30 protein-coding genes and 1 tRNA gene are annotated in these 21,123 nt (G+C 27.8%); 9 read left to right on the top strand and 22 right to left on the bottom strand.

What is annotated here, in order from left to right; genetic code table 11:
• Window positions 1-47: 47 nt before the first annotated feature.
• The 19 genes from HMPREF9127_RS01320 to HMPREF9127_RS01235 all read right to left on the bottom strand — a co-directional run bounded on the left by HMPREF9127_RS01320 (window position 48) and on the right by HMPREF9127_RS01235 (window position 13,015).
• The gene (locus tag HMPREF9127_RS01320) at window positions 48-659 is read right to left on the bottom strand and encodes an alpha/beta hydrolase (protein ID WP_009448125.1); all 612 of its coding nucleotides are present in this window, start codon (window positions 657-659) and stop codon (window positions 48-50) included.
• Between the two features lie 10 nt (window positions 660-669).
• Complete coding sequence (locus HMPREF9127_RS01315) at window positions 670-1,446, bottom strand: leucine-rich repeat domain-containing protein (protein ID WP_009447768.1); 777 nt, start codon at window positions 1,444-1,446, stop codon at window positions 670-672.
• Between the two features lie 1,174 nt (window positions 1,447-2,620).
• Window positions 2,621-3,178, bottom strand: a complete 558-nt coding sequence (locus HMPREF9127_RS01310) for a hypothetical protein (protein ID WP_009448372.1) — start codon at window positions 3,176-3,178, stop codon at window positions 2,621-2,623.
• A gap of 241 nt (window positions 3,179-3,419) precedes the next feature.
• Window positions 3,420-3,920: a hypothetical protein gene (locus tag HMPREF9127_RS01305; RefSeq protein WP_009447945.1), complete on the bottom strand. Its 501-nt coding sequence runs from the start codon at window positions 3,918-3,920 to the stop codon at window positions 3,420-3,422.
• A gap of 52 nt (window positions 3,921-3,972) precedes the next feature.
• Window positions 3,973-4,722: an AlbA family DNA-binding domain-containing protein gene (locus HMPREF9127_RS01300; protein ID WP_009448343.1), complete on the bottom strand. Its 750-nt coding sequence runs from the start codon at window positions 4,720-4,722 to the stop codon at window positions 3,973-3,975.
• A gap of 335 nt (window positions 4,723-5,057) precedes the next feature.
• Entirely contained in the window at window positions 5,058-5,738 is a 681-nt protein-coding gene (locus HMPREF9127_RS01295) for an EcsC family protein (RefSeq protein ID WP_009448124.1), read from the bottom strand.
• A gap of 285 nt (window positions 5,739-6,023) precedes the next feature.
• Entirely contained in the window at window positions 6,024-6,278 is a 255-nt protein-coding gene (locus tag HMPREF9127_RS08675) for a type 1 glutamine amidotransferase family protein (protein WP_009447753.1), read from the bottom strand.
• Entirely contained in the window at window positions 6,275-6,661 is a 387-nt protein-coding gene (locus tag HMPREF9127_RS08670) for a DJ-1/PfpI family protein (protein ID WP_009448319.1), read from the bottom strand. The genes HMPREF9127_RS08675 and HMPREF9127_RS08670 overlap by 4 nt, the downstream gene beginning before the upstream one ends.
• Before the next feature lie 41 nt (window positions 6,662-6,702).
• Window positions 6,703-7,194: an SF0329 family protein gene (locus HMPREF9127_RS01285; protein WP_009447987.1), complete on the bottom strand. Its 492-nt coding sequence runs from the start codon at window positions 7,192-7,194 to the stop codon at window positions 6,703-6,705.
• Between the two features lie 45 nt (window positions 7,195-7,239).
• Entirely contained in the window at window positions 7,240-7,524 is a 285-nt protein-coding gene (locus tag HMPREF9127_RS01280; RefSeq protein ID WP_039849347.1) for a hypothetical protein, read from the bottom strand.
• A 133-nt stretch (window positions 7,525-7,657) separates the two neighbouring features.
• The gene (locus HMPREF9127_RS01275; RefSeq protein ID WP_009447730.1) at window positions 7,658-8,101 is read right to left on the bottom strand and encodes a GNAT family N-acetyltransferase; all 444 of its coding nucleotides are present in this window, start codon (window positions 8,099-8,101) and stop codon (window positions 7,658-7,660) included.
• A 54-nt stretch (window positions 8,102-8,155) separates the two neighbouring features.
• Window positions 8,156-8,914, bottom strand: coding sequence for an EFR1 family ferrodoxin (locus HMPREF9127_RS01270; protein WP_009447863.1), 759 nt, complete (start codon window positions 8,912-8,914; stop codon window positions 8,156-8,158).
• Window positions 8,915-8,946: 32 nt separating this feature from the next.
• Window positions 8,947-10,062, bottom strand: a complete 1,116-nt coding sequence (locus tag HMPREF9127_RS01265; protein WP_009447796.1) for an alpha/beta fold hydrolase — start codon at window positions 10,060-10,062, stop codon at window positions 8,947-8,949.
• Between the two features lie 4 nt (window positions 10,063-10,066).
• Window positions 10,067-10,288, bottom strand: coding sequence for an AbrB/MazE/SpoVT family DNA-binding domain-containing protein (locus HMPREF9127_RS01260; RefSeq protein ID WP_009448051.1), 222 nt, complete (start codon window positions 10,286-10,288; stop codon window positions 10,067-10,069).
• Window positions 10,289-10,387: 99 nt separating this feature from the next.
• Window positions 10,388-10,915 carry a hypothetical protein gene (locus HMPREF9127_RS01255; RefSeq protein ID WP_009448215.1) on the bottom strand — a complete coding sequence of 176 codons (528 nt, stop codon included), beginning with the start codon at window positions 10,913-10,915 and terminating at the stop codon, window positions 10,388-10,390.
• Between the two features lie 133 nt (window positions 10,916-11,048).
• Window positions 11,049-11,936: a fructose bisphosphate aldolase gene (locus HMPREF9127_RS01250; RefSeq protein ID WP_009447729.1), complete on the bottom strand. Its 888-nt coding sequence runs from the start codon at window positions 11,934-11,936 to the stop codon at window positions 11,049-11,051.
• Between the two features lie 165 nt (window positions 11,937-12,101).
• On the bottom strand, window positions 12,102-12,485 hold the full coding sequence (locus tag HMPREF9127_RS01245; protein WP_009447826.1) for a type II toxin-antitoxin system HicB family antitoxin: 384 nt from the start codon (window positions 12,483-12,485) through the stop codon (window positions 12,102-12,104).
• A 31-nt stretch (window positions 12,486-12,516) separates the two neighbouring features.
• Window positions 12,517-12,684 carry a type II toxin-antitoxin system HicA family toxin gene (locus HMPREF9127_RS01240; RefSeq protein ID WP_009447886.1) on the bottom strand — a complete coding sequence of 56 codons (168 nt, stop codon included), beginning with the start codon at window positions 12,682-12,684 and terminating at the stop codon, window positions 12,517-12,519.
• A gap of 91 nt (window positions 12,685-12,775) precedes the next feature.
• A complete protein-coding gene (locus HMPREF9127_RS01235) occupies window positions 12,776-13,015 on the bottom strand; it encodes a SemiSWEET transporter (RefSeq protein ID WP_009448346.1) in 240 nt (79 codons plus the stop codon).
• Between the two features lie 118 nt (window positions 13,016-13,133).
• Between HMPREF9127_RS01235 and pip the strand changes: the two genes are divergently transcribed.
• The 9 genes from pip (at window position 13,134) to HMPREF9127_RS01190 (ending at window position 17,166) form a co-directional block, all read left to right on the top strand.
• Complete coding sequence (gene pip, locus HMPREF9127_RS01230; RefSeq protein WP_009448397.1) at window positions 13,134-14,075, top strand: prolyl aminopeptidase; 942 nt, start codon at window positions 13,134-13,136, stop codon at window positions 14,073-14,075.
• A gap of 24 nt (window positions 14,076-14,099) precedes the next feature.
• Window positions 14,100-14,381 (top strand): hypothetical protein, encoded by a 282-nt coding sequence (locus tag HMPREF9127_RS01225; protein WP_009448113.1) that lies wholly within the window; start codon window positions 14,100-14,102, stop codon window positions 14,379-14,381.
• A gap of 338 nt (window positions 14,382-14,719) precedes the next feature.
• Window positions 14,720-14,995, top strand: coding sequence for a hypothetical protein (locus HMPREF9127_RS01220; RefSeq protein ID WP_009448130.1), 276 nt, complete (start codon window positions 14,720-14,722; stop codon window positions 14,993-14,995).
• A gap of 8 nt (window positions 14,996-15,003) precedes the next feature.
• Complete coding sequence (locus tag HMPREF9127_RS01215; RefSeq protein WP_009447971.1) at window positions 15,004-15,375, top strand: DUF6483 family protein; 372 nt, start codon at window positions 15,004-15,006, stop codon at window positions 15,373-15,375.
• A 108-nt stretch (window positions 15,376-15,483) separates the two neighbouring features.
• Window positions 15,484-15,969, top strand: coding sequence for a GAF domain-containing protein (locus tag HMPREF9127_RS01210; RefSeq protein ID WP_009447913.1), 486 nt, complete (start codon window positions 15,484-15,486; stop codon window positions 15,967-15,969).
• Window positions 15,970-16,020: 51 nt separating this feature from the next.
• Entirely contained in the window at window positions 16,021-16,293 is a 273-nt protein-coding gene (locus HMPREF9127_RS08665; RefSeq protein WP_009448386.1) for a YdcF family protein, read from the top strand.
• Window positions 16,248-16,580, top strand: a complete 333-nt coding sequence (locus HMPREF9127_RS08660) for a YdcF family protein (RefSeq protein ID WP_009447700.1) — start codon at window positions 16,248-16,250, stop codon at window positions 16,578-16,580. Before HMPREF9127_RS08665 ends, HMPREF9127_RS08660 begins: the two co-directional genes overlap by 46 nt.
• 119 nt (window positions 16,581-16,699) lie before the next feature.
• A tRNA-Pro gene (locus HMPREF9127_RS01195) sits at window positions 16,700-16,776 on the top strand.
• Between the two features lie 171 nt (window positions 16,777-16,947).
• On the top strand, window positions 16,948-17,166 hold the full coding sequence (locus HMPREF9127_RS01190; protein WP_009447834.1) for a DUF1858 domain-containing protein: 219 nt from the start codon (window positions 16,948-16,950) through the stop codon (window positions 17,164-17,166).
• Window positions 17,167-18,508: 1,342 nt separating this feature from the next.
• Here HMPREF9127_RS01190 and HMPREF9127_RS01185 read toward each other — a convergent pair.
• From HMPREF9127_RS01185 to HMPREF9127_RS01180, 3 genes are read right to left on the bottom strand one after another with little or no spacing between them, the layout of a single operon-like run.
• Window positions 18,509-19,213, bottom strand: a complete 705-nt coding sequence (locus HMPREF9127_RS01185) for a TrmH family RNA methyltransferase (RefSeq protein ID WP_009448102.1) — start codon at window positions 19,211-19,213, stop codon at window positions 18,509-18,511.
• A 25-nt stretch (window positions 19,214-19,238) separates the two neighbouring features.
• Window positions 19,239-19,514, bottom strand: a complete 276-nt coding sequence (locus HMPREF9127_RS08655) for a DbpA RNA binding domain-containing protein (protein ID WP_255261690.1) — start codon at window positions 19,512-19,514, stop codon at window positions 19,239-19,241.
• A 29-nt stretch (window positions 19,515-19,543) separates the two neighbouring features.
• The gene (locus HMPREF9127_RS01180) at window positions 19,544-20,968 is read right to left on the bottom strand and encodes a DEAD/DEAH box helicase (protein ID WP_009448178.1); all 1,425 of its coding nucleotides are present in this window, start codon (window positions 20,966-20,968) and stop codon (window positions 19,544-19,546) included.
• Between the last annotated feature and the right edge of the window lie 155 nt (window positions 20,969-21,123).

Here is a 21,123-nt window from a genome sequence, read left to right as displayed (position 1 = left end):
TTGCTTCTTAACCAATTATTTATAACAACTATTTTAGTAAAAATTTTTTACTCATTTTTTATAAATTTACTAAACCATTTATCCAAAAAATTCATTTGTTCTTCAGTGTGAAAATAATGCTCTCCATTTTTCATAATAGTAAGACTAGAATTAGTTTTATTTGCAAAATTCGTCATAGTCTCCAAAGAAGTTAGAAAGTCATTTTCTGCATAGAGAATATCTGTTGGTACATTCCATTCTATTGGATTATTCCTAACATAGCTAAGATATTCCCAAGACAAAGTTTCACCAAAGGATGTTGCAATTTCTTTTTTATTATATAATTCTTCCTCTGAAACATTAGACAGTTTCATCATATTTAAAATTATTTTTTCCATATCTACAACTGGTGAAATAAACATAGCTTTTTTAATTTTCTTATCTGATAATGCAATCATAGAATAATAAGCTCCCAAACTATTTGCTATTAAGTAAATATCATCATATTCAGAGACTATAGAATCAAAAAACTTTGAAAATTCTATCTTTGCATCCCAAGGAAATTCAGATTTGTAATCAAAGCCAATAATTTTACATTCATTATTAAAAAATTTTTTATAATATTCGGCTTCAACAGAATTTCCGCCTTTCCCATGTATGTATATAACTGCATTTTTCATTATAACACCTCTATTTTTTATAAAATTCGGGATTAAATACAATTGTTCCATATTTTAATTTAGGTAATTTAATTATCTCATCATATAATTTATTAACTTCTTTAAACGGCTTAATAGATAAATGTTCTATATTTTCAAGACTTAAAAGTGGAGTGTAATCCTTACTTTTTACAATACTTGTAAAAAACCTAAAAAATCTTAATTGCTTCATATCTTTCAAAAAATCAATAGAATCTATATGAATATTCTTTGGGGCAAAACAATCCCCCTCAATTGTAAGACTTTCCAATTTTTTAAGTTTTGTAAGTGGACTATAATCGTCAATTTTTTGAAAATTTTCAACTGTTAAAGCTACTAAATTTTCTAATTTCGAAATTGGTTCAATACTTCCCACACTTGAACCTGAACCTAAATGAAGGAATTCAAGATTTACAAGATTTGAAATCTTAGAAATATCTGGATAAACTCCCCATTTAATATATAATTTTTTAAGATTTTGTTGTGAACAAACCGCATTAAACAACTCTTGTGGCATTCTTGTACAAAATGTAAGTTCTGTAAAAGCCGTTGGATTTTTAATTAAAAAATCACACCATTCATTTACAACATTTTTTCTTGCCTTTGCAGTTTTATACTTTGAATTAGAACTATCATCCAATTGAGTACAATTTATTATAATTGCACTTTCTCCATTATATTCAGAAACCTCTATAATACTTCTAGGTCTATTTTCATTTTTGAAGTAATAATCATAACCATATATTAATTGTTTTTCATTTAAAACCATTTTTTACTCCTTTCTATTTAAGAAGATTATATCTAAATTTTCATTGCTAATACTTTATTATGATTATATCATAAGTATATATTTCATTCAATTTGAGTTGATATGTTTGTTTTACATATTTTATGTATCTTCGATACATTCACTTATGCTTGTAAACAAGCATAAGTATGAGATCTCTCCATTCCGCTCTGCTCCAGTCGAGATGACGTGTTTGGGAAATATCTTCGATTAGTAGCTTAACGTTAATAGTAAATAAACATCAAACTATATTTATAACCTTATACAACGATATGTTTCACGTCATAGCAACTTGCAAAACAATGCCCCTAACACGTCATCTCGACCGGAGTGAAACGGAGCGGAGAAATCTCATAAAGCTCCTTTTAGAATTAATTTACAATTATTTATGTTTCAAAGATTCCTTTTACTTTTGATTATACACAGGCATAAGTATCAGATTTCTCTACTTCAATTTGCTACGCGGCGTTTCGGTCGAAATGACGTATAAAGAAAAATCTTAAATTAAGAGCTTAACGTTAAAAGTAGATAAACTTCAAAATATATTTATAATCTTAATATAAAATAAAATCTTTTACGTCATAGCAACTTTAAAACAATGTCACTCGACTGTAGTCGATCTAGCGCTAACTTTAAACAAAAGTATGGCTGACGGAGTAATTGTCTCTTAGATACAATTTCTCTGAAAATCTCATGTAATGAACTTGAAATCTAACATTTCTAACAAAAAAGACGATAGAAATATCGTCTTAATTTTTTATCCTTATCAATAGCATTTAACTAAAATAATTTTTTAATATTTAATCAGTATTTAAATTTTTTCAATTGTAAAACTCATTGGTTCAAAATCATCTTCATCATATTCATAATCGCCTGGATTAGACATATTTAAGATTTATGCACCTGTTCTCTGATAACCTTGAAGCTCATATGCATATTCTTTAGCTTCTCGCTTTGTATCAAATATTAAATCTTCTTCTCCTATTTCCCAAACAATTTTATACTTTGCCATGCTTTTCTCCTTATTCTATTTATTTTATAATATCTTTTTATACCAAATTATTAAATTTAATTTATTAATATGCGACTAAAGGACAATTAAATTTTGATTTTATATTTTGCCAATTTTGTTATATATAATGCTCAAAATGTACATCTATAGATTATAATTATTTTTTTCGCATTTTTCCCAAAACTCATCACAGTAATTATTATGTTGATAATAATTTAATATTGGTACATTTTCATCTACCAAATACTTACCTATACAATGTTCTACACCATTTCGACATTTTAGTATATTTTTTACATTCTTATAACCAGTAATTTTAATGTCTAATCCTCTTATTGGAATAACTATTACTTTTGATTTATCCCATTTAACATTAAGGTGGTCTAAAAATCTCCAAGTTCCATAGTTTTTATTAGTTAAAAATCCTATGTCATTACCAGCTCCTACCAAAGCAACGTGCCCGCTTTCTAGAAATGTAATCCATATAATATGTTTTTTATTGTTAATTTTTGAGCTTTTCATTATTTTATTATAATCAATCTTTTCAGTAATTAAATCAAACTCTATTATATCTCCATCTATATTTTTATTTTTAAAACATTCCGATAATATATTCTTAATTTTGTTCAAATCAACTATTGGTTTTTTAAATTCTTCTGTAGCTTTTTCTTTTCTCTTATCAATAAAAAGCTTTTTAAACATGTTAGTCTTTTCTCCTTATTATTAGATTATATTTTATTTAATATTTTTAATATTTTTAAATCAATAATCAATTTACGAGTTATCTCTACATATTTATTTCTATTAGCTAAATACATATATAAACGAAATATCCCAATACTAATTATTAATAAAATTATTAATGCAAAAGAAATAGTATATGTTTGTACTTTATTAGTTTTAAAACTTTCTGATATTACATTTGGAATAATCGCGCCAATAATTAAATAAAAAATTTTAGAAAAAAATCAATAATTGGTTTCATAGAATTAGATTCATTATATGATTTACTTATAGGTTCTATTTTTAAATTAAAATAGTCTATCACATAATCAATATTATCACAATTAATATTATATTTATTCAAAATACTACAAAATTCATTATCTCTAATTTTATTTATATCATTTGTATAATCATTAAATCCTTTCAAATTTTTTACTATTATTAATATAGTTAACATTATTAAAATCATCCACAATATAATTGTTATCTTTGGTTTATTATTCGATATAAAGACTAATCCCATTATATAAAATATTAAATCAGCAAAAAGTATAATGATAATACGGTTACAACTTTTATTATTATTACTTTGTTTAGCACGTTTTAAGACACTTGTTAAAGAAGATAAATTCTTATAATCTTTATACAAATTTGATAAGTTAATTTTTAGAATATCTTTATTTTCAAAAATTTTTTTATTATTTCTATTTTTAATCATAATTGTTTATCCTAGTCAAAAAATATTCCTTTCTTAAAATTTTTCTTTTAACTTATTCTTTTGAAATGTTAAAATGCATTTCCCATAATTTTTCAACATCCTCATAACTTGCATTTTTTGCTTTTGGTGTATTAGTGTCGCCAACCCTAGTATATATATGAAAAGGGTTAACATCCCTGTACCTTTCAGCTAAATATATAGGGATATATTTAGATTTTTTACATACAAGAACATCTATTTTTTTACTTTGATAATATATATGTTTTATTTCAACTTTTGGCATATGATCTCCCGCAAACTTTATACTCTTGAGCAAATCATAAATTTCTTCACTATTTTTTTGTTTATCAACACCACAGATTTCAAAGTTATTTGAGACTCCAAATATCAAATAAGAATCTTTTCCTCTTGTGTTATTAGACAAACACAAAATATCATGAATTAAATCACCCAGTTTCTTGCTATCATGCCATTCTCTTTTAAAATCATAATTTTCATCTTCTTTTTTACTATTAATTAAATTAACTATTTCAGAATTAATAGAATCAATTTCTATTCTTTTACATTTAATATTATCGACTAATTCTTTAAGCTCCTTTTTTTCTTCACCTTCACATTTTCCATTAACACATGTATTATTCTTATTATTTGTATCATATATGTTAACAACCGCTCCGCTATTATGGAATTTAATTTGCCAAAATTTTCCATTATTTTCTTTTTCTATACAGTCAGAAATTTGATATCCTATTTTTGACAAACAATCTTTTACATATTCAATATCTATCGTTATTTTTGACATTTTTACAAAAATCCTCCCTCAATTATACATCATTTACAATAAAAATCGTTTCCATAGAACTTAACAACATACAAACCTATAATTAACATATTTAATCGATTTTAATATCTATTGTTAAATTGTTCATAAAACAAAATATATATTTATAGTAGTTATTAAATTATGTTGATTATAACATATAATTAATATATTATCAATTTTAATTATTCAAAACTCCATAAAAATTTCTTAATTTTCAAAAATCATAATAATTATTGATGAGAGATTTCACGTTATTATTAACTAGCAAATTAAAAAGACGATTCCTATCGTCTTTTTATATAATTATTAACTTTTTAATCTATAACTTCAAACTCTATTTCATCATAAATATCTATATCATCATAATCTTCAGTTTTAACATCACTATCAAAGTCTCCTTCAAAAAACCATTTATATGACCTTGAAGCTATAACCTTAGTTTCAGCATAATCTAAACTACCACTAACTGCTGCTCCAACTACGGGTATTAGTTTCCCTATATTAACAATTCCCTTACTTCCAAATTTTGTTAATAATCTGAAACCAACTTTTTTATTAATAGCAATTAATACTTTTCCAGGTATCTTCCCTACTAATTTTGTGGCTACTTTTTCCCCTACTTGTATCCCTGCTTTTTTTAAGAATTTATTAATAGATAATCCAGCTAGACATGAATAAATATAAGTTTGTATTTGGTCGCTTTGCAAGTCATAACCTGCCATATAAGCTGTACAAGCTATCATTCTTATTTGCACATACAAAACATTAACGATATTTGCAGGTAAAGCTATTGGTAATGTTATAAGTCCTCCAAGACCTGTAACCACTCCAGATGTTGTGCATTTTATTATTTGCATATCCATCATATCTTTACAAGCCTCTTCTCTTGAATTATGCTTACTTAAATAATCATTAGCAAACTCTTCAATTGGTGGACTTACTTTTGGAATTCCACCTAATACTTTTGCATATGTATCATCCAATAATTTCGTCATATCATCTACTGAAATAAAACTTTTTTCTCCATAAATACTATCCCCTAAATATAATTTTTATATTATTAATTATATCATTAAAAAGTTTTTTATTCTATATTTAGATGTATCTTCGATACATTCACTTATGCTTGTAAACAAGCATAAGTATGAGATCTTTCGACTACACTACGTTTCGCTCAAGATGACGTATAAGGAAAATTCTTCGATTAAGGGGTTAACGTTAGTAATAAATAAAATTCAAACTCTATACAGCAAAAAACAGTAAATCTTACGACTTACTGTTTAAAAGAATTCTTTAAATTCTTCTTTAAATTCTAATATTTCATCTTTCGGAAGATGATGTATATAGTCATTAATGTCATTTGAGTCAGTATAACCACTTAATATTTTATCAGGACAATCATAACCAAGTTTTCTTGCAACATGTACTGCAAATTCATTAAATGCATTTCCAACAGCTGTTATAATATTTCCATCTTCAACTACTGATTGTGGTAAAAAATTATTTTCTTCAATAAAGGCAAAGGATTCTCTCATCTCAACAAATAAAGAATCCGTATATTTTTCCCTTTTAACAAGCCTGCTTGTGCTAGGAATATCGGACTGGAGCAAATTGCACCAATCACAAAATTATCATCATTTACAAAGCTTCCTAAAAATTCTTTGATTTTTTTATTTCGTATGGGTTGTCTTAAGTCACTACATCCTGAAAGAATCAGGCAATCATAATCATCTTTACAAAAATCAGAACAAGTTTTTACAGGATTTATCAAAATTCCCTCTTCACTCCTAACAGGATTTAATTCTGGATATATGACATCAGTAAAAGTATCAAAATACCAACGAAATATATACATTAAATTTGCAACTTCTTGCAAACTAAAATCAGGATAAACCAATAATGCAATTCTTTTTTTCATTTCCTATCCCCTCACTTTATAATATATTTATTTTTATAAACCTAAACCAGTCCTTCAGCCTTCATACGAATTGCATAGAACTCCTGAAATGTATCAGGCTCATTTTCTATTGTATCCTTCATTTGAATCAACTTTCTTTTTCCAACTCGTCTATCTAAAATCGCAAAAATTCTTACTAGTAAATTTTCACTTTTTAGGCTTATTTCTATGCTTTGATTGTCAAATTCTGCAAAGGCTTTATAAAAACAACGTTGGTCAAATACTCCCAATTTTAAAGCTGTATCGTCCATAAATGCATTTTCTTTTTTCATTCTTTCTTCGTATTTTTCATCTTTAGGAAATAAATCGGCTTTAAACCAGTTATTCCAAAAACAACCTTTGATGATTTCTTTTCCGTCATATCTTATTGCTGCTCGTCCCTCATGGTCAGGACTTTTGCTATAAGTTGTAGCAAAATATTGAATATGCCCTTGTAGGCTTTCAGCAAGATATTCTTTTTCAAGTTTTTTCCTAATACCGCTCCAACTAGCCAATATTATCTCCCCCTTTTAAATCAATTTTATTTAGCTATATTTTGACTATTTTCTAAAAATAGAAATCGGAACAAAATTTACGTAAATAGAAAGGCCAATGCAAATTAATACATTTTTAGAATCTCCAGGCATTGTCTCTAAAAAAGTCCTCCAACTAGTATTGGAAAAATAGGAATTATAAATTATAGCGGAATATATAAAATTAATAAAGCATAATGCGGTTATCAACAAACTTATCCTTTTAAAAACTATGAAATTTTCACCTTTATATTCCTTAATACGACCTATTAAAGCAAAAACAATTCCTCCAATTGCTATTATTAACCACATATCTGCCTCCTAAAAATATTTTCTTATCATTTTATATTTTACATCATATTTATTGATATTTCAAACACAAAAAACAGTAAATCATATTGACTTACTGTTAAACTGCTATATTTTAGCTTAAACAAAATCAAATTTATAAATCTCTACGCAAATAAATCATATCAACCAATTGGATACCGTCTTCATATATTGGGTGATTATAATTATCCGTAAAAAAATTTTTGACAGTATGCGAGCGAGAAAATCCACATTTCAAATAAAAATCAATAGTTTTAGGACTATCTCCCGTACCAACTTGTAATGTAGAAAATTGATTTTTATATTTAGTAACAACAAAATCAATTAGAATTTTTCCGTAACCCATTCTTTGAAAGTTAGGGTTTGTAGCAATATTTTTTATTTCAAGAACTCCATTTCCCTCATCAGTAACTACACATTCAGATTTAACACCATTATCCTCTAAAACAAACATAATTCCTCTATCAATATATTTGTCAATCATATCTTCTTGTTCATCAGCAAGAATCAGAAGCTCCATATACTGCTTTTTGTTTTTTCTAATTTCCAATATCTTCATAATTTTATCCTACAATTTCAACTTATTTAATCCTTTATATTCATCATCACATTATTATACATATTTTTCAAACCTAGACTGTTCAATTACCTTATCTCCAAGCAAAGTAATTGCCTTTTGTGGACATAGACTTATGCATCTATAACACATTGTACATTTATTTTCAGGAACTGCTTTTTTATCTTTTATGCGAATATTTTTCATCGGACAAATCCTACTACATAAACCACAACCATTACAATCATCACTTATTTTTAATTTATCAGTATATCCTATAGTTTTACGATAAAACCATAATCTTTGCCCAAAAAGTCCCTTCAAATGTGATATGAAAGTCAGTCCTTCTCTTGGATATTTTCCCTTTTTAATCTGTTCTGCAACTTCTTCTAATCGCTTATCTGTATTTTTTACTATTTGCCTATTTTCTTCAATATCTTTTTTCAACAGCTTACTGTCGCAAACGGAATCAGGCATTTTTATCTGTATGCCTCCCAGAATTTCTGCTCCATATTTTTTTAAAATTCTTGCAGTACATCCCGTTCCATCTCCACTGAAAAGTCCCATTGTATTTACACAAAAAACTTTTTTACCTTTCCAAAGAGAACTATTTTTCTTAATAAAATCTCGTACCATAAATGGAGCATTAGAAAATTGAGTTGGGTAGCCTAAAAAAATTACATCCTCTTCTTTTAATAAATCTATAATCTGTGGAAATTCTAAAGGAACACATTTTGACTTATCATCTATCAAATTTACAAGTTTTTCAACACAATGTTTCGTGTTTCCTGTTCCACTTAAATAAATGCCTATCATATATTCCTCCAATGAATTCTAATCTACCAATTTTACTTTTCTATATTATATAAAAATTCTTCTACTTTTTCCAAATATTCTTTTGGCTGATCCCCGTGAATGTCGTGCATAGAATCGAATCCCTCAATTAAAGTACTACCTTTAATCAATTCTTTAACACGCTTTGCATCTTTTTCATCCATTGCAGAAATCAGAAGTCCATCTTTATTATAATAAGAAGGAGCTGTATTTTTTGGTGGTTTTACATGTAATATACAAGTTGGAACAGTAATTTCTTTCAATAATTCCTCTTGTTTTATCCCCTTAAAGAAACTGAAATCATAGAATGCATCTCCGAATCTTAAATCATAATCACCTGTTTTATCTTGTAAATTAGCTGTTAATTGAAGTAAAGTATTTACTCCTAACTTTGGTGGATAATACCAAATAACCGGTATTTTAGTCTTATCCTTTTGAAATCTTTTCATTGCAGGTTTAGCCACAATTTTATCCCAATTATCTTTTCCACCCTCATTAAACAGTTTTCGCATCGGATCATTCTTTAGATAATGTTCAAAATAAGTAGTATTAGGTTTTTCAGTTAAATAATTGTGAATATTTTCAAAAGTTTTATAAGAAAATGTGTTTTCTGCACGTCCTTTTTCTGTTGCAAAAAATGGTCCGTCTTCTAAAATAATCGCTTTTACATTTTGCGGGAATTTAGCTCCTGTATAGGCAGTAATAATTGCACCTGAAGAATGCCCCGAAATAATTGTTTTTTCTCCAATTTTTTCTTGAATAAATGATGCAATATCGGAACCTATGCTTTCAATATTATATAAATCAGGATTTTTACTTGACTTTCCATGTCCATAATAATCAAGTGCAAAGACATGATATTTTTTTACTAATTCAGGAAATATAGTACAATAATCCTTCCAATCTACCATTTGTCCATGCAATAATAGAATAGCCGGACCATTCTTTGGACCTTCAACATAATTTATTACATTTCCATTTTTTAAATTAAATTGTTTTTCTTCTAAGCCTAAACTTGAAGCCTTGTTTTTCCTGAACTTTTCACCTGAATAGTCATAATTTAGATTATAAATTGCATAAATTACAACAGAAACAACTACAACTAAAAATATTATCACTATAAATTTCAATATTTTAATCTTCCTCACTTAAATCACCTTGAATATTCATCAAAAATTTTGATGCAACATCTCCATTCATAATTGCCAATCCTCTTCTTTCATCTCCAAGAATTAGCAAATTATCTCCAGTTTCTATGGAAAAAATTTCTCTTGCCTCTTTCGGAATAACAATTTGTCCTTTAGTTCCTACCTTTGCAGTCCAAGCATGAAGTTTCCCATCTTTTTTACTTTTCATATCTTCCTCCGTATAATAAGTATGTTTATTCATACTTATTATACCAATTTAAAATAAAAAAGCAAATTATAACACAAAAAAACAGTAGCTTTTTAATTTCTACTGTTTAAATAAATTTATCTTCTTTAAATATATTCTCTTTTTATAAGCAGATAGCTCTTTTATTGCAATGTTTAAAGATAGCTTTGATTTTTTCTTTTCTTTTAAAGAACCTACAAAGACGATTTTTTGTTCAGGTAATTTTAGTATATATGTAGTATATAAAATTGCCTGTGGTTGTGGAAATTTAATCTCCAATTCACCTTTTTGGATTCTAATTTTTTCATTTTTCATCTTTAAAATTGCATAATCGTCATATAGTTCAAGCTCTGCTTCTTCATCTTCTCTACTCCAAAATTTAAAGACAATCCAAAAAGGTACTAACATTGAAATCGGAATTAATCCAAAAATCAAATATACTGCATGCTTAGGATGGTCTTTAAAATATTGTGGCTCATTTGTACTTGCAAATCCTAAATAAATAAGAAACTCATAACAAAGAAGAATTCCTATCACTATTCCTATAATAACCATAATATATAGCAAAGTTGGACTATTTTTGTTATATCTAAAATTTATTTTTCTCATTTTAAATTCTCTCCTTTATAATATAAAATTCAAAACCCTTACTAATTTATATTTTACATTATATAATCTAATATTTCAATTAATTCCAAAAAAAGACTATGAATTTAGATTCACAGTCCTTTGTTTTAAAAAATTATTTTCTTGATGCTTCAAATATACTTTGAATTGAGCTGTCTAACATTTTATCAAATTCTTCCCCAGTTTGATTTACATTAAGTCCTTCTGTTAAAGCTCTTGAGAAACTTGCTATAACTCCGTGGTTTTTAGCAAGAAGTTCATTTGATTCTTCTCTTGAGTAACCGCCTGAAAGAGCAACAACTCTAACGACTCTCTTGTGGTCAACTAATTCTTTATAGAAGTTAGGAACAGTTGGTAATGTAAGTTTTAACATTACTTCTTGTCCTTCTTCTAATTTATCAAGTTCTTTTAATATTTCCCTTTTTAAAATTTCTTCGCATTTTTCCTTTTCTGCTGAATTTATATCAACTTCTGGTTCAACAATTGGAACAAGTCCACCTGCGATAATTTGTTTTGCAAAATCAAATTGTTGCGCTACTACTTCTTTGATAGCTTCTTCATTTGCTTTTTTAATTACTGAACGCATTTTTGTTCCGAAAACTCCATATTCAACGCCTTTTTTTACAGTTTCAGCCAAGTTAGGAATTTCTTTCATAAGTTGAACTCCGTTCTTTTCTTCAGCTAAGCCCTTGTCAACTTTTAAAAATGAAACAATGCCTTTTTCATTCCATAAATAGTCCGGAGTGAATTTACCGTTAACTTTTCTTTCCATTGTCATTTCAAACAAAATTGCTCCTAATATACGTTCTTTAGTAAAAGCCTTTGAAGTAACAATTCTTGTACGCATTTCGTGAATTAAATCGAACATTTCAGCTTCATTTGAATAAGCATCTTCATTTACACCATATAATCTAAGTGCTTTTGGTGTACTTCCACCACTTTGATCTAAAGCCGCTATAAAACCTTCATCGTTTTTGATTCTGTTAAATTTTTGTAAATCCATATCTTCGCTCCTTAAAAATTATTAAGTAAATTTTACTCTAGCTATATTTTAACATATTTAAGGTAATTTCACAAACTCATAAATCATTTATTTTTTAATATTTTTTTACTTAATTACTATAAAAAAAGCAAATATCATCTTGATAATTACCTTTAAACAAATTGTTTACATTTTTAATATACTCTCAGTTAAAACTTTTGAAAAATTTATTCCCAATCTTGTTCCTTTATCGTTCGCCCATTTAGGTATTGATAAAGTCTTTTTTACTAAAGATGTATCTTTTAGAAATTTTTCTAAATCTATCTTTATTAATGTAACAAATTCATCATTCTTTGTCTTTACATTTTTTATTGGAGTGGCTTTAGGTAGCTCAATTCCTTTTTCCACATATTCAGACAAAACAAGACCTAACACTTCTTCTGCCATTGAAATACCAAAAGAAATATCATCAGTATTTATTCCTGTATAAGCTTCTTTTATATCGACACTCTCAATAAAGTAACCTTGTGGACTTTCTTTTTTAAATACAAATGGATACACAACAAACATAAAATCACTCCTCAAAATTTTAGATACAGGACTATTTTTTTAGTCCTGTATCTTTTAAGATTCTCTGCTCAAGACCTTTACCTAAATCTTGGTTCCCATGAACCGGCACTACAATTATTGCACCATCTTTTTCTAAAATATGATGTGAACCCTCTTGCCTTAATTCTTTCCAACCATTTTTCTTTAGGAGCTTAAGCATTTATTTTCCAGTAAGTGGCATGTGCACTCTACCTCCTTACGTAATATATTATAGCACGTATGATTACGTAAGTCAAATTTTCTATATAAATCTATTTATATTTAATTTTATGAACAAGTATTATTAAAACTAAAACAAATGAAATGCTGTTAGCAAAAATAAGAGCAAAATCTTTTATCTTTAATCCATGAACTAGCCAAAGGAAAATTCCTGTTGTTTGCATAATACACATAATCAAAGAAAGAGATTGTGTATTTTTATCTTTTATTATCTTTATAACTTGCGGTGCAAATGCAAAAGTTGTAAGACAAGCCGCTACTATTCCTATCATATAACCTCCTAATATTTCATTTAATGATTTTACCATATTTCGACTAAAAAATACAACTTGACAAAAGATTTTATTTATTATAGTATAAACTAAATAACATATAAATTAGGAGGTAAATATGGAATTTAAAACACTTTTTCCCGAATTTGAATCATTCGACAAAGGACATTTAAAGGTTGATGATATTCACGAAATTTATTACGAACAATCAGGAAATCCAAATGGAGCTCCAGTTGTATTCGTTCACGGTGGTCCAGGTTGTGGTTGTGGAGAAAAATCTAAAAGATTTTTAGATCCATCATTTTATAGAATAGTAACAATAGACCAAAGAGGTTGCGGTAAGAGTAAACCATTTTTGGAATTAAAAGACAATAATACACAAAATCTTGCAGAGGATATGGAAAAGATAAGAGAACATTTAAAGATAGATAAATGGCTTGTTTATGGCGGTTCTTGGGGAACTACTCTATCCTTATACTATGCAGAAAATTATCCACAAAGTGTTGTAGGCTTAATTTTAAGAGGAATTTTCTTGGGAAGAGATGAAGATATTAAGTGGTTGTATCAAGGCGGAGCAGGAATGTTTTTCCCTGAAGCTTTTGAAATCTTTAAATCTCCTTTTAATGAAGAAGAAAGAAAAGATTATGTTCAAAGTTATTACAAATACTTAACTTCAGATGACTATGAAACAAAGAAAAAATACGGAAAATCTTTTAGTGCATTTGAAAATTCAGTTGTTGCTCTTGAACCGAGAGTTATTTCAGAAGAAATCACTGATGAAGATATTTCAATGGCAATTATGGAATGCCATTACTTTGTAAATCATTGTTTCTTTGAAGAAAATTACATTTTAAATAATGTTGAAAAAATAAAAGATATTCCTACAATAATTGTTCATGGCAGATATGATGTAGATTGCAGACCTGTTGGGGCTTATTTATTGCACGAAAAACTAAATAATTCAAAACTGATTTTTCCAATTTCAGGTCACACTTCTTTCGATCCTGCAATGACTCACGAGCTTATTTTAGCACAAGAGGAATTTAAAAAACTTTTTTAGATTTTTCTTAATAAAGGAGGAGCTATGAAAGCAAAAAAAGAAAATTTATCTATGATAATATATTTATTTGGTACTATAGTAGAAATAATTTTGTTGCTGTATGTAAAATCCTTTAAAACAGGACAAGGAATTCACCTTTCAAATTATCTTAAATATTTTGGAGTACTTTTCCCACAAGTAATGGGTGCAATTGGAGCTTTATATTCAAGATATGCAAAAATACAAATATTGTGGTTGTTTTTAAACATAGGTTTGATGCTTTCTGCTACCTACTTTTATGTAGCCTTTGTTGAAGCAGTTGGTTAGGAGATACAATAATTATTAAACGAATTAAATATAAATAAAGGAGGTCAATATGGAAACAAAAAAACTAATTTACCAAAAATAGTTTTTACTCTATCTTTGATTTCATTTTGTATCATAGTATTATCATTTATTGTAATTCATTTTACAAATTGGGTAGATAATTTGAGTTCGATATATTTTTATATATTATATATAACAACTTTTATTTTGCTTGGGCTCTCAATGTATTTTACAAGAAATTTAAGTAAAATTTATTCTATAATAAGTGTAATTCTTTTCTTAATTACATTTAATATTAAACCTATAATGTTTTTTATATTAAGTTTAGGAGGTTTGATATGAAAAAAGAAAATTTATCAACAATTTTGTTTTTACTCGGTACAATAATGGAATCAATTTTGCTACTATATGTAAAATCCTTTAAAACAGGACAGGGAATTCACCTTCCAAATTATCTTTTTTATTTGGGATTCCTTTTCCCACAATTAATCGGAGCAGTGGGTGCTTATTTTTCAAGATATTCAAAAAAAGTAGGATTATGGTTATTTTTAAATCTAAGTTTAATCATTTCAACTTTATACTTTTTTGTATCATATCTTGAAGTCATAGACTAGGAGATAAAATGTTAAAAAATGATTATATAATGAGAAAAATTGAAGAATGGATAAGTATGATTTTAGAATTTGTCTTTAAAATCGACAAAAGTTCTTCACCTGAAAAACTATTAAAATTAGAAGCAAGCACTGAAATTTTAAAAGACTTAAAATTAAAAATAGACAATGGAAATATAAATGAAGCTGAAGATGCTTTATTTGAAATATTGAAATTCAAAACTCAAGACAGCTTGTTAATGGGTCTCCTTTTTTACTCATATCTAAATGAAAAGGATTCAAAATTTTTAAATGAACATAATTTTGAAAGAGATGAAATAAAAACGGGATTAAAAGACTTATTAGACGAATTTAATATGAATAATTTATCAGACTTGATTTAACTAAAAGCTGACTTGAATGGTCAGCTTTTTGTATTAAATTGAGTATCAAACTGGAAATTAATAGATTTTTATGTTAATATAATTATATAAATTACAAAGGAGGCTTTTATGTTTAATCCGATTAAATACGAAGGTAATTTAGGAGAACAATACTCCTATTTAATAAAAGATTTGTATGAATTATGTAGTAATGAAGAAAACACAATAGCTAATTTAGCAAATGCATCCGCCCTATTAAATTTCTTTTTAGAAAAAATTAATTGGGTCGGTTTTTATATATTAGATGAAAAAACAGATACTTTAGTTCTTGGACCTTTTCAAGGACTTCCTGCCTGTGTAAGAATACAAAACGGAAAAGGAGTTTGCGGAACAAGTTCAGGTCTTAAAAAGACTTTGAATATTGAAAATGTCCATAATTTTGAAGGTCATATCGCCTGTGATGGAAAAAGTAATTCAGAGATTGTTATTCCGATTTTTAAAAATGAAAAACTTTTTGGAGTTTTGGATATAGATTCACCTATTTTCAATAGATTTTCAAAGGAAGAGCAAACTTATCTGGAGGCGTTTGTTAAACAACTGGAAACTCACATATAAGGAGGTTAATATGAAAAACTTTTTAAATTTTTATTCTTCATAGGTTTGTGTTTGATTGTATTTATTCAAGCTTTAATTTATCATTCACAAAAAAATGAGATAGATACTTATGAAGAATATGTATTAGTCCTTGGAGCAAAGGCAAACAACGGAAAACTTTCAAAAACTTTAATCAACAGACTTGATACAACAATTGAATATTTAAATAAACACAAAACTGCAAAAGCTGTTTTATGCGGTGGAAAAGAAAAAACAATGAATACTCCCAAGCCGAATATATGCAAAGATATCTTATTGAAAAAGGAATACCAAAAGAAAGACTAATTGCTGAAACAGAAAGTAAAAATACTTTTGAAAACATAAAATTTGCACTCGAAAAACTTGATAAAAAACCTTCAGAAATTATGGTAATCTCATCAAGCTATCATCTATTTAGAGCAAAATTTATTCTTTATAGATTTGGAGTTTTAGCAAGAACAGTTCCAGCAAAGACTCCTACAGGTGCTGTGATTTCATCGTATGTAAGAGAAACTTTTGCGGTTGTAAAGACTTTTCTATATGATAAACCTACAAAAGATGATTTAACAAAATTATATCAAAAAAACAAATAATTACGATTTAAGTATATTATAATAACGATAGAGCATAAAAGAATTGAAAAAACAAAAAAATTTCAAAAAAAGTGTTGACAAAAATGAATAAAAGTTATATAATATACAAGTAATCGTAACGGGGTGTAGCGCAGTTTGGTAGCGCACGTGGTTTGGGACCATGGGGCCGGGAGTTCGAATCTTCTCACCCCGACCAATTCCTATGAGTTTTGCTCATAGGAATTTTTTTATGTAAAAAATTTTAAAAATTTTTTCTTTTGTTTCAAATGCAACAGATTTTCAATATAAATTAGGCTATAATATTATTAACATAAATAATAAATCATATATAAAATTATTAAATTGATTAGAGAAAAGGAGAAATACTATGAAATTAGAAAAAAGTACAAAAATTGGTGAATTAGTTGAAAAATATCCAGAAGTTAAAAACTTCTTAAAAACATTAAGCCCAGAATATTCAAATCTTGACAATGAAGAACTTTTTGCAATGATGAAAGATATTGCAACTATAGAAATGGTTGCAATTAAAGGCGGATTTGAATACGACGAATTAAAAGAAAAGTTAGAAAACTTTATTAATGCTTAAACGCATCCATACTAAGACAAAAAAGCAGGGTTTCCCTGCTTTTTTACTTATTTAAAATATGGTTTAGCATTTTTACTTAATGTATCTTCGATACATTTACTTTTGCTAAAGCAAAAGTATGAGATCTCTCCATTCCGCTCTGCTACAGTCGAGATGACGTATAAGTGAAATAACTTTGGTTAGGAGCTATACGTTAAAGGTAAATAAAATTCAAAAGTTATTAATTCTTTTGATATGAGATTTCCACAGTCGATTGTTACCAAATCAAAGATTCGGACAATCTTTGTGTCAGACCTACTTTTGTTTAAAGTTAGGGCTAGATTCGTTTCGCTCTGCTACAGTCGAGATGACGTTTAAAGGAAGTCCCTTTGTTTAACGGCTTGACGTGAACAGTAACTAAACTTCAAGAATTCTTATAAGAAATTATATAAAAATAAAAAGTTTCACGTCATAACAACTAGCAAAGAAATGCCCCTATCACGTCATCTTGAGCGAAGTCGAAAGATCTCAACTATTGCTTGTTTACAAGCAATAGTATTTCTGAAAGAAATCCTAATAAATTATTGATGTATCTTCGATACATTTACTTTTGCTAAAGCAAAAGTATGAGATCTCCAGAGTCATTGTATCAAAAGATACAACGACCCCGTCAGACCTACTTTTGTTTACAAGTAAACAAAGTTAGGGCTAGATTCACTTCATTCACTTCGTTCATTTTGGTCTGGATGACGTATAAAGGAAGTCCCTTTGTTTAACGGCTTGACGTGAACAGTAACTAAACTTCAAGAATTCTTATAAGAAATTATATAAAAATAAAAAGTTTCACGTCATAGCATTTTGATAAGAAAAGCCCCCAACACGTCATCTTGAGCGAAGTCGAAAGATCCCACTACTATTATTTGTTTACAAATAATAGTAAGTCCTGTAAAGGACTTATATAAAAATAAAACAGCTATATATAATTACAACGAAATTATCCAAAAGACTTTTAGTTAATAAATTTTTTTCGATGTATCTTCAATACATTTACTTTTGCTAAAGCAAAAGTATGAGATCTCCAGAGTAATTGTATCTAAAGATACAATTACCCCGTCAGACCTACTTTTGTTTACAAGTAAACAAAGTTAGGGCTAGATTCACTCCGTTTCACTCCGGTCGAGATGACGTGTTAGGGGAATTTTTTTCAAATATTATGACGTAAAAAATTTTGTTTTATACTCATATTATTGATGTATATTCTATATATTTAGTTTTGCTAAATCAAAAATATGAAATTTCCATAGTTTATTTTATAGAAATGTAACAAAAAAGCAGGGATTTCACCTGCTTTTTACTTTATTTCTTATTCTTTTTCCGTAAATTTATACATTGCTATCGAACTTGCAATTGGCAAATTAAAGCTGTCTATATCTTCGCTTTGTTCTATGAATACCGGCGTTGTTCCTTTTAAGTCAAAGTTTTCAAGTCCATGTGATTCATTTCCAAACATCAATGTAAAAGGCTTTTTAATTTCAACATTTTTTAGTGAAACTGAATCCTTATTTAAAATGAAAGAGTAAATATTATTTTCTTCAAAAGTTTTTTTGTATTCTTCAAAAGTTTTAAAGATTTCTACATTCATTTTAAAAATTGCTCCCATTGAAGCTCTAACAGTCTTAGGGTCAAAAACATCACAACCGTCAATTATTGCAATATTTTTAAAGCCAAAGCCCAATGCAGTTCGTAAAATTGTACCTAAATTTCCCTTATCTCTCGGCTCACATAATAGTATGTGATTGTCTTTTTTTATCTTTACAAAGTTTTTTTCAAAAACTCCAATAACAAATGTATTTTCTTTGCTTTGAAGTTTATTTACAATTTTATCATTATAAATTAAATTAATTCCTTTTTCATCACAGATTTTTTCAAGTCCTGCTTTATCGTCATATTTTGAATGTACCAAAACAGCTATTGTCTTGTAATTTTTTGAATGTAAAAGCTCGATTGTCGGGAAAGCTCCCATTGTGTATGAAAAATTCAAATCTTTTTTATATTTACAAAATTCCATAATTTACCTTAATTTTCTTGAAAAATTATCTTCTCTTTTTATCACGTTTGGACTTTTCGTCTTTTTTATCCTTTTTATTTTTCTTATCTTTTGGTTTTGCAGAAAATTTTGAAGAGTCTTCCTTTTTATTGGCAAGTTCAACTAAAACCTTAAAGCCCTTAATATGAGCATTGTTTAAGTTGTTTACTGCATCTTTAAGTGCATTTTTATGGATATTTACAAAGCTGAACTTTTCAAAAATTTCAATATCTCCAATATCTCTTGAACTTATATTAGCATCGTTACAAAGCGCAGAAACAATATGTCTTTGAGAAACTCCCTTCCTTGAACCTATGTTGATATAAATTCTTCCGGAATTTTTTTCAGTAACATTTGATTTTCCACCCTTGTTTGAAATGGAAGTCTTATCATTTCCTTTTTCTTATTTTTCTTAATATCAACATCCATAAGCTCTTCGTGATTGTTAAGCTTATTATTTTCATTATAATGTTTTAAAAGACAAGCTGCAATATCAATCGGAGAATAATCTTCACTCATTAGAATATTTATAAGATTTAACTCTTTTGTATGTTCATTTTTATTGATTTCTTCCTTAATGTCTTCCATAAATCTTTCTTCATGTCTTTTAATCAAGTCTTTAAGAGTTGGCATATCTCTTTTTTCTATTTTAGTCTTTGTGTATTTTTGAATTTGAGATAAAGTATTCATTTCTCTTGGTGAAACAAAACTTATTGCAGTTCCTTCTCTACCCGCTCTTGCAGTTCTTCCAATCCTGTGAACATAGTATTCCACATCTTGAGGCATATCGTAATTTATAACTAAATCTACATCGTCAACGTCTATACCACGGGCTGCAACATCTGTCGCAACTAGAATATCAATTGTAGAATTTCTAAATTTATTCATTACCCCATCTCTTTGGATTTGTTTTAAATCCCCATGAAGTCCGTCCGCAAAATATCCACGGGATTGAAGTCCTGCAGTTAAGTCATCAACCATTTTTTTAGTATTACAAAAAACTACAGTAAGCTTTGGATTTTGAACATCTAAAATACGGGATAAGATTTCAAGTTTCATATTATGTTTAAGTGCAAAATAGTATTGAGTTACCTTTGGAACTGTCAATTCCTTTGGTACAACTTTTATAAGTCTCGGCTCACTTTGATATCTTGCTGCAAAGTCCATAATTTCTTGATCCATTGTAGCAGAGAAGAAAGTTGTTTGTCTTTCATAAGGCAAAAAGCCTATAATTTTTTCAATATCTTCTCTAAAGCCCATATCAAACATTTCGTCCGCTTCATCTAATACAAAAGTCTTAATATTTTCAGTTTTTAGAGTTTTTCTCTTAATATGGTCAATAACACGTCCAGGAGTTCCTACAACAACTTGTACTCCCATTTTTAAAGAACGAATTTGTCTTTCTATTGGTTGTCCCCCATAAATTGGAACAACAGTAACTCCCTTATACTTTGCAAGTTTTGAAATTTCTTCTGCAACTTGAATTGACAATTCTCTTGTTGGGCAAAGTACCATTGCTTGAGTTGTTTTATTGTTTTTATTTACTTTTTCTACTATCGGAATACCGAAAGAGGCTGTCTTTCCTGTTCCCGTTTGTGCTTGACCGATAATGTCTTCATCATTTAACATAGTTGGAATAGCTTGTTTTTGAATTGGAGAAGGTTCTTCAAAACCCATTTCAACAACGGCTTTTAAAACTTCCTTCGACAAATTAAAATCATTAAAATTTTCTATCATATTTTTCCTTTCTTTTTTCGTGAACCTTAACGTTAGTTCCGAAAGAAAAAGACAAAAACAAACTACACATTAAACATCACGACATATTACGAGCAAAAAATTTAGGAGTATAATTACTCCTTGATTGCTCAAGTGTATATTATACCATAAAAAGA

The sequence above is a fragment of the Parvimonas sp. oral taxon 393 str. F0440 genome (genome assembly GCA_000223315.2).
Lineage (GTDB): Bacteria > Bacillota > Clostridia > Tissierellales > Peptoniphilaceae > Parvimonas.
Note: the sequence above shows the minus strand (reverse complement) of the source record. Positions and strands in the feature narration are given on the sequence as shown.

What these genes read in the sequence shown, in the direction of transcription:
- HMPREF9127_RS01210 (WP_009447913.1), top strand. Translation starts at nt 15,484, where the DNA reads ATGTTTAATCCGATTAAATACGAAGGTAATTTAGGAGAACAATACTCC.
- HMPREF9127_RS01270 (WP_009447863.1), bottom strand. Translation starts at nt 8,914, where the DNA reads ATGATAGGCATTTATTTAAGTGGAACAGGAAACACGAAACATTGTGTT.
- HMPREF9127_RS01240 (WP_009447886.1), bottom strand. Translation starts at nt 12,684, where the DNA reads ATGCTTAAGCTCCTAAAGAAAAATGGTTGGAAAGAATTAAGGCAAGAG.
- HMPREF9127_RS01235 (WP_009448346.1), bottom strand. Translation starts at nt 13,015, where the DNA reads ATGATAGGAATAGTAGCGGCTTGTCTTACAACTTTTGCATTTGCACCG.
- HMPREF9127_RS01275 (WP_009447730.1), bottom strand. Translation starts at nt 8,101, where the DNA reads ATGAAGATATTGGAAATTAGAAAAAACAAAAAGCAGTATATGGAGCTT.
- HMPREF9127_RS08670 (WP_009448319.1), bottom strand. Translation starts at nt 6,661, where the DNA reads ATGAAAAAAAGAATTGCATTATTGGTTTATCCTGATTTTAGTTTGCAA.
- HMPREF9127_RS01305 (WP_009447945.1), bottom strand. Translation starts at nt 3,920, where the DNA reads ATGATTAAAAATAGAAATAATAAAAAAATTTTTGAAAATAAAGATATT.
- HMPREF9127_RS08660 (WP_009447700.1), top strand. Translation starts at nt 16,248, where the DNA reads ATGCAAAGATATCTTATTGAAAAAGGAATACCAAAAGAAAGACTAATT.
- HMPREF9127_RS01190 (WP_009447834.1), top strand. Translation starts at nt 16,948, where the DNA reads ATGAAATTAGAAAAAAGTACAAAAATTGGTGAATTAGTTGAAAAATAT.
- HMPREF9127_RS01310 (WP_009448372.1), bottom strand. Translation starts at nt 3,178, where the DNA reads ATGTTTAAAAAGCTTTTTATTGATAAGAGAAAAGAAAAAGCTACAGAA.
- HMPREF9127_RS01225 (WP_009448113.1), top strand. Translation starts at nt 14,100, where the DNA reads ATGAAAGCAAAAAAAGAAAATTTATCTATGATAATATATTTATTTGGT.
- HMPREF9127_RS01215 (WP_009447971.1), top strand. Translation starts at nt 15,004, where the DNA reads ATGTTAAAAAATGATTATATAATGAGAAAAATTGAAGAATGGATAAGT.
- HMPREF9127_RS01300 (WP_009448343.1), bottom strand. Translation starts at nt 4,722, where the DNA reads ATGTCAAAAATAACGATAGATATTGAATATGTAAAAGATTGTTTGTCA.
- HMPREF9127_RS01245 (WP_009447826.1), bottom strand. Translation starts at nt 12,485, where the DNA reads ATGTTTGTTGTGTATCCATTTGTATTTAAAAAAGAAAGTCCACAAGGT.
- HMPREF9127_RS01315 (WP_009447768.1), bottom strand. Translation starts at nt 1,446, where the DNA reads ATGGTTTTAAATGAAAAACAATTAATATATGGTTATGATTATTACTTC.
- HMPREF9127_RS01280 (WP_039849347.1), bottom strand. Translation starts at nt 7,524, where the DNA reads ATGTGGTTAATAATAGCAATTGGAGGAATTGTTTTTGCTTTAATAGGT.
- HMPREF9127_RS01320 (WP_009448125.1), bottom strand. Translation starts at nt 659, where the DNA reads ATGAAAAATGCAGTTATATACATACATGGGAAAGGCGGAAATTCTGTT.
- HMPREF9127_RS01185 (WP_009448102.1), bottom strand. Translation starts at nt 19,213, where the DNA reads ATGGAATTTTGTAAATATAAAAAAGATTTGAATTTTTCATACACAATG.
- pip (WP_009448397.1), top strand. Translation starts at nt 13,134, where the DNA reads ATGGAATTTAAAACACTTTTTCCCGAATTTGAATCATTCGACAAAGGA.
- HMPREF9127_RS01180 (WP_009448178.1), bottom strand. Translation starts at nt 20,968, where the DNA reads ATGATAGAAAATTTTAATGATTTTAATTTGTCGAAGGAAGTTTTAAAA.
- HMPREF9127_RS01250 (WP_009447729.1), bottom strand. Translation starts at nt 11,936, where the DNA reads ATGGATTTACAAAAATTTAACAGAATCAAAAACGATGAAGGTTTTATA.
- HMPREF9127_RS01260 (WP_009448051.1), bottom strand. Translation starts at nt 10,288, where the DNA reads ATGAAAAGTAAAAAAGATGGGAAACTTCATGCTTGGACTGCAAAGGTA.
- HMPREF9127_RS01220 (WP_009448130.1), top strand. Translation starts at nt 14,720, where the DNA reads ATGAAAAAAGAAAATTTATCAACAATTTTGTTTTTACTCGGTACAATA.
- HMPREF9127_RS08675 (WP_009447753.1), bottom strand. Translation starts at nt 6,278, where the DNA reads ATGAGAGAATCCTTTGCCTTTATTGAAGAAAATAATTTTTTACCACAA.
- HMPREF9127_RS01295 (WP_009448124.1), bottom strand. Translation starts at nt 5,738, where the DNA reads ATGACGAAATTATTGGATGATACATATGCAAAAGTATTAGGTGGAATT.
- HMPREF9127_RS01255 (WP_009448215.1), bottom strand. Translation starts at nt 10,915, where the DNA reads ATGAGAAAAATAAATTTTAGATATAACAAAAATAGTCCAACTTTGCTA.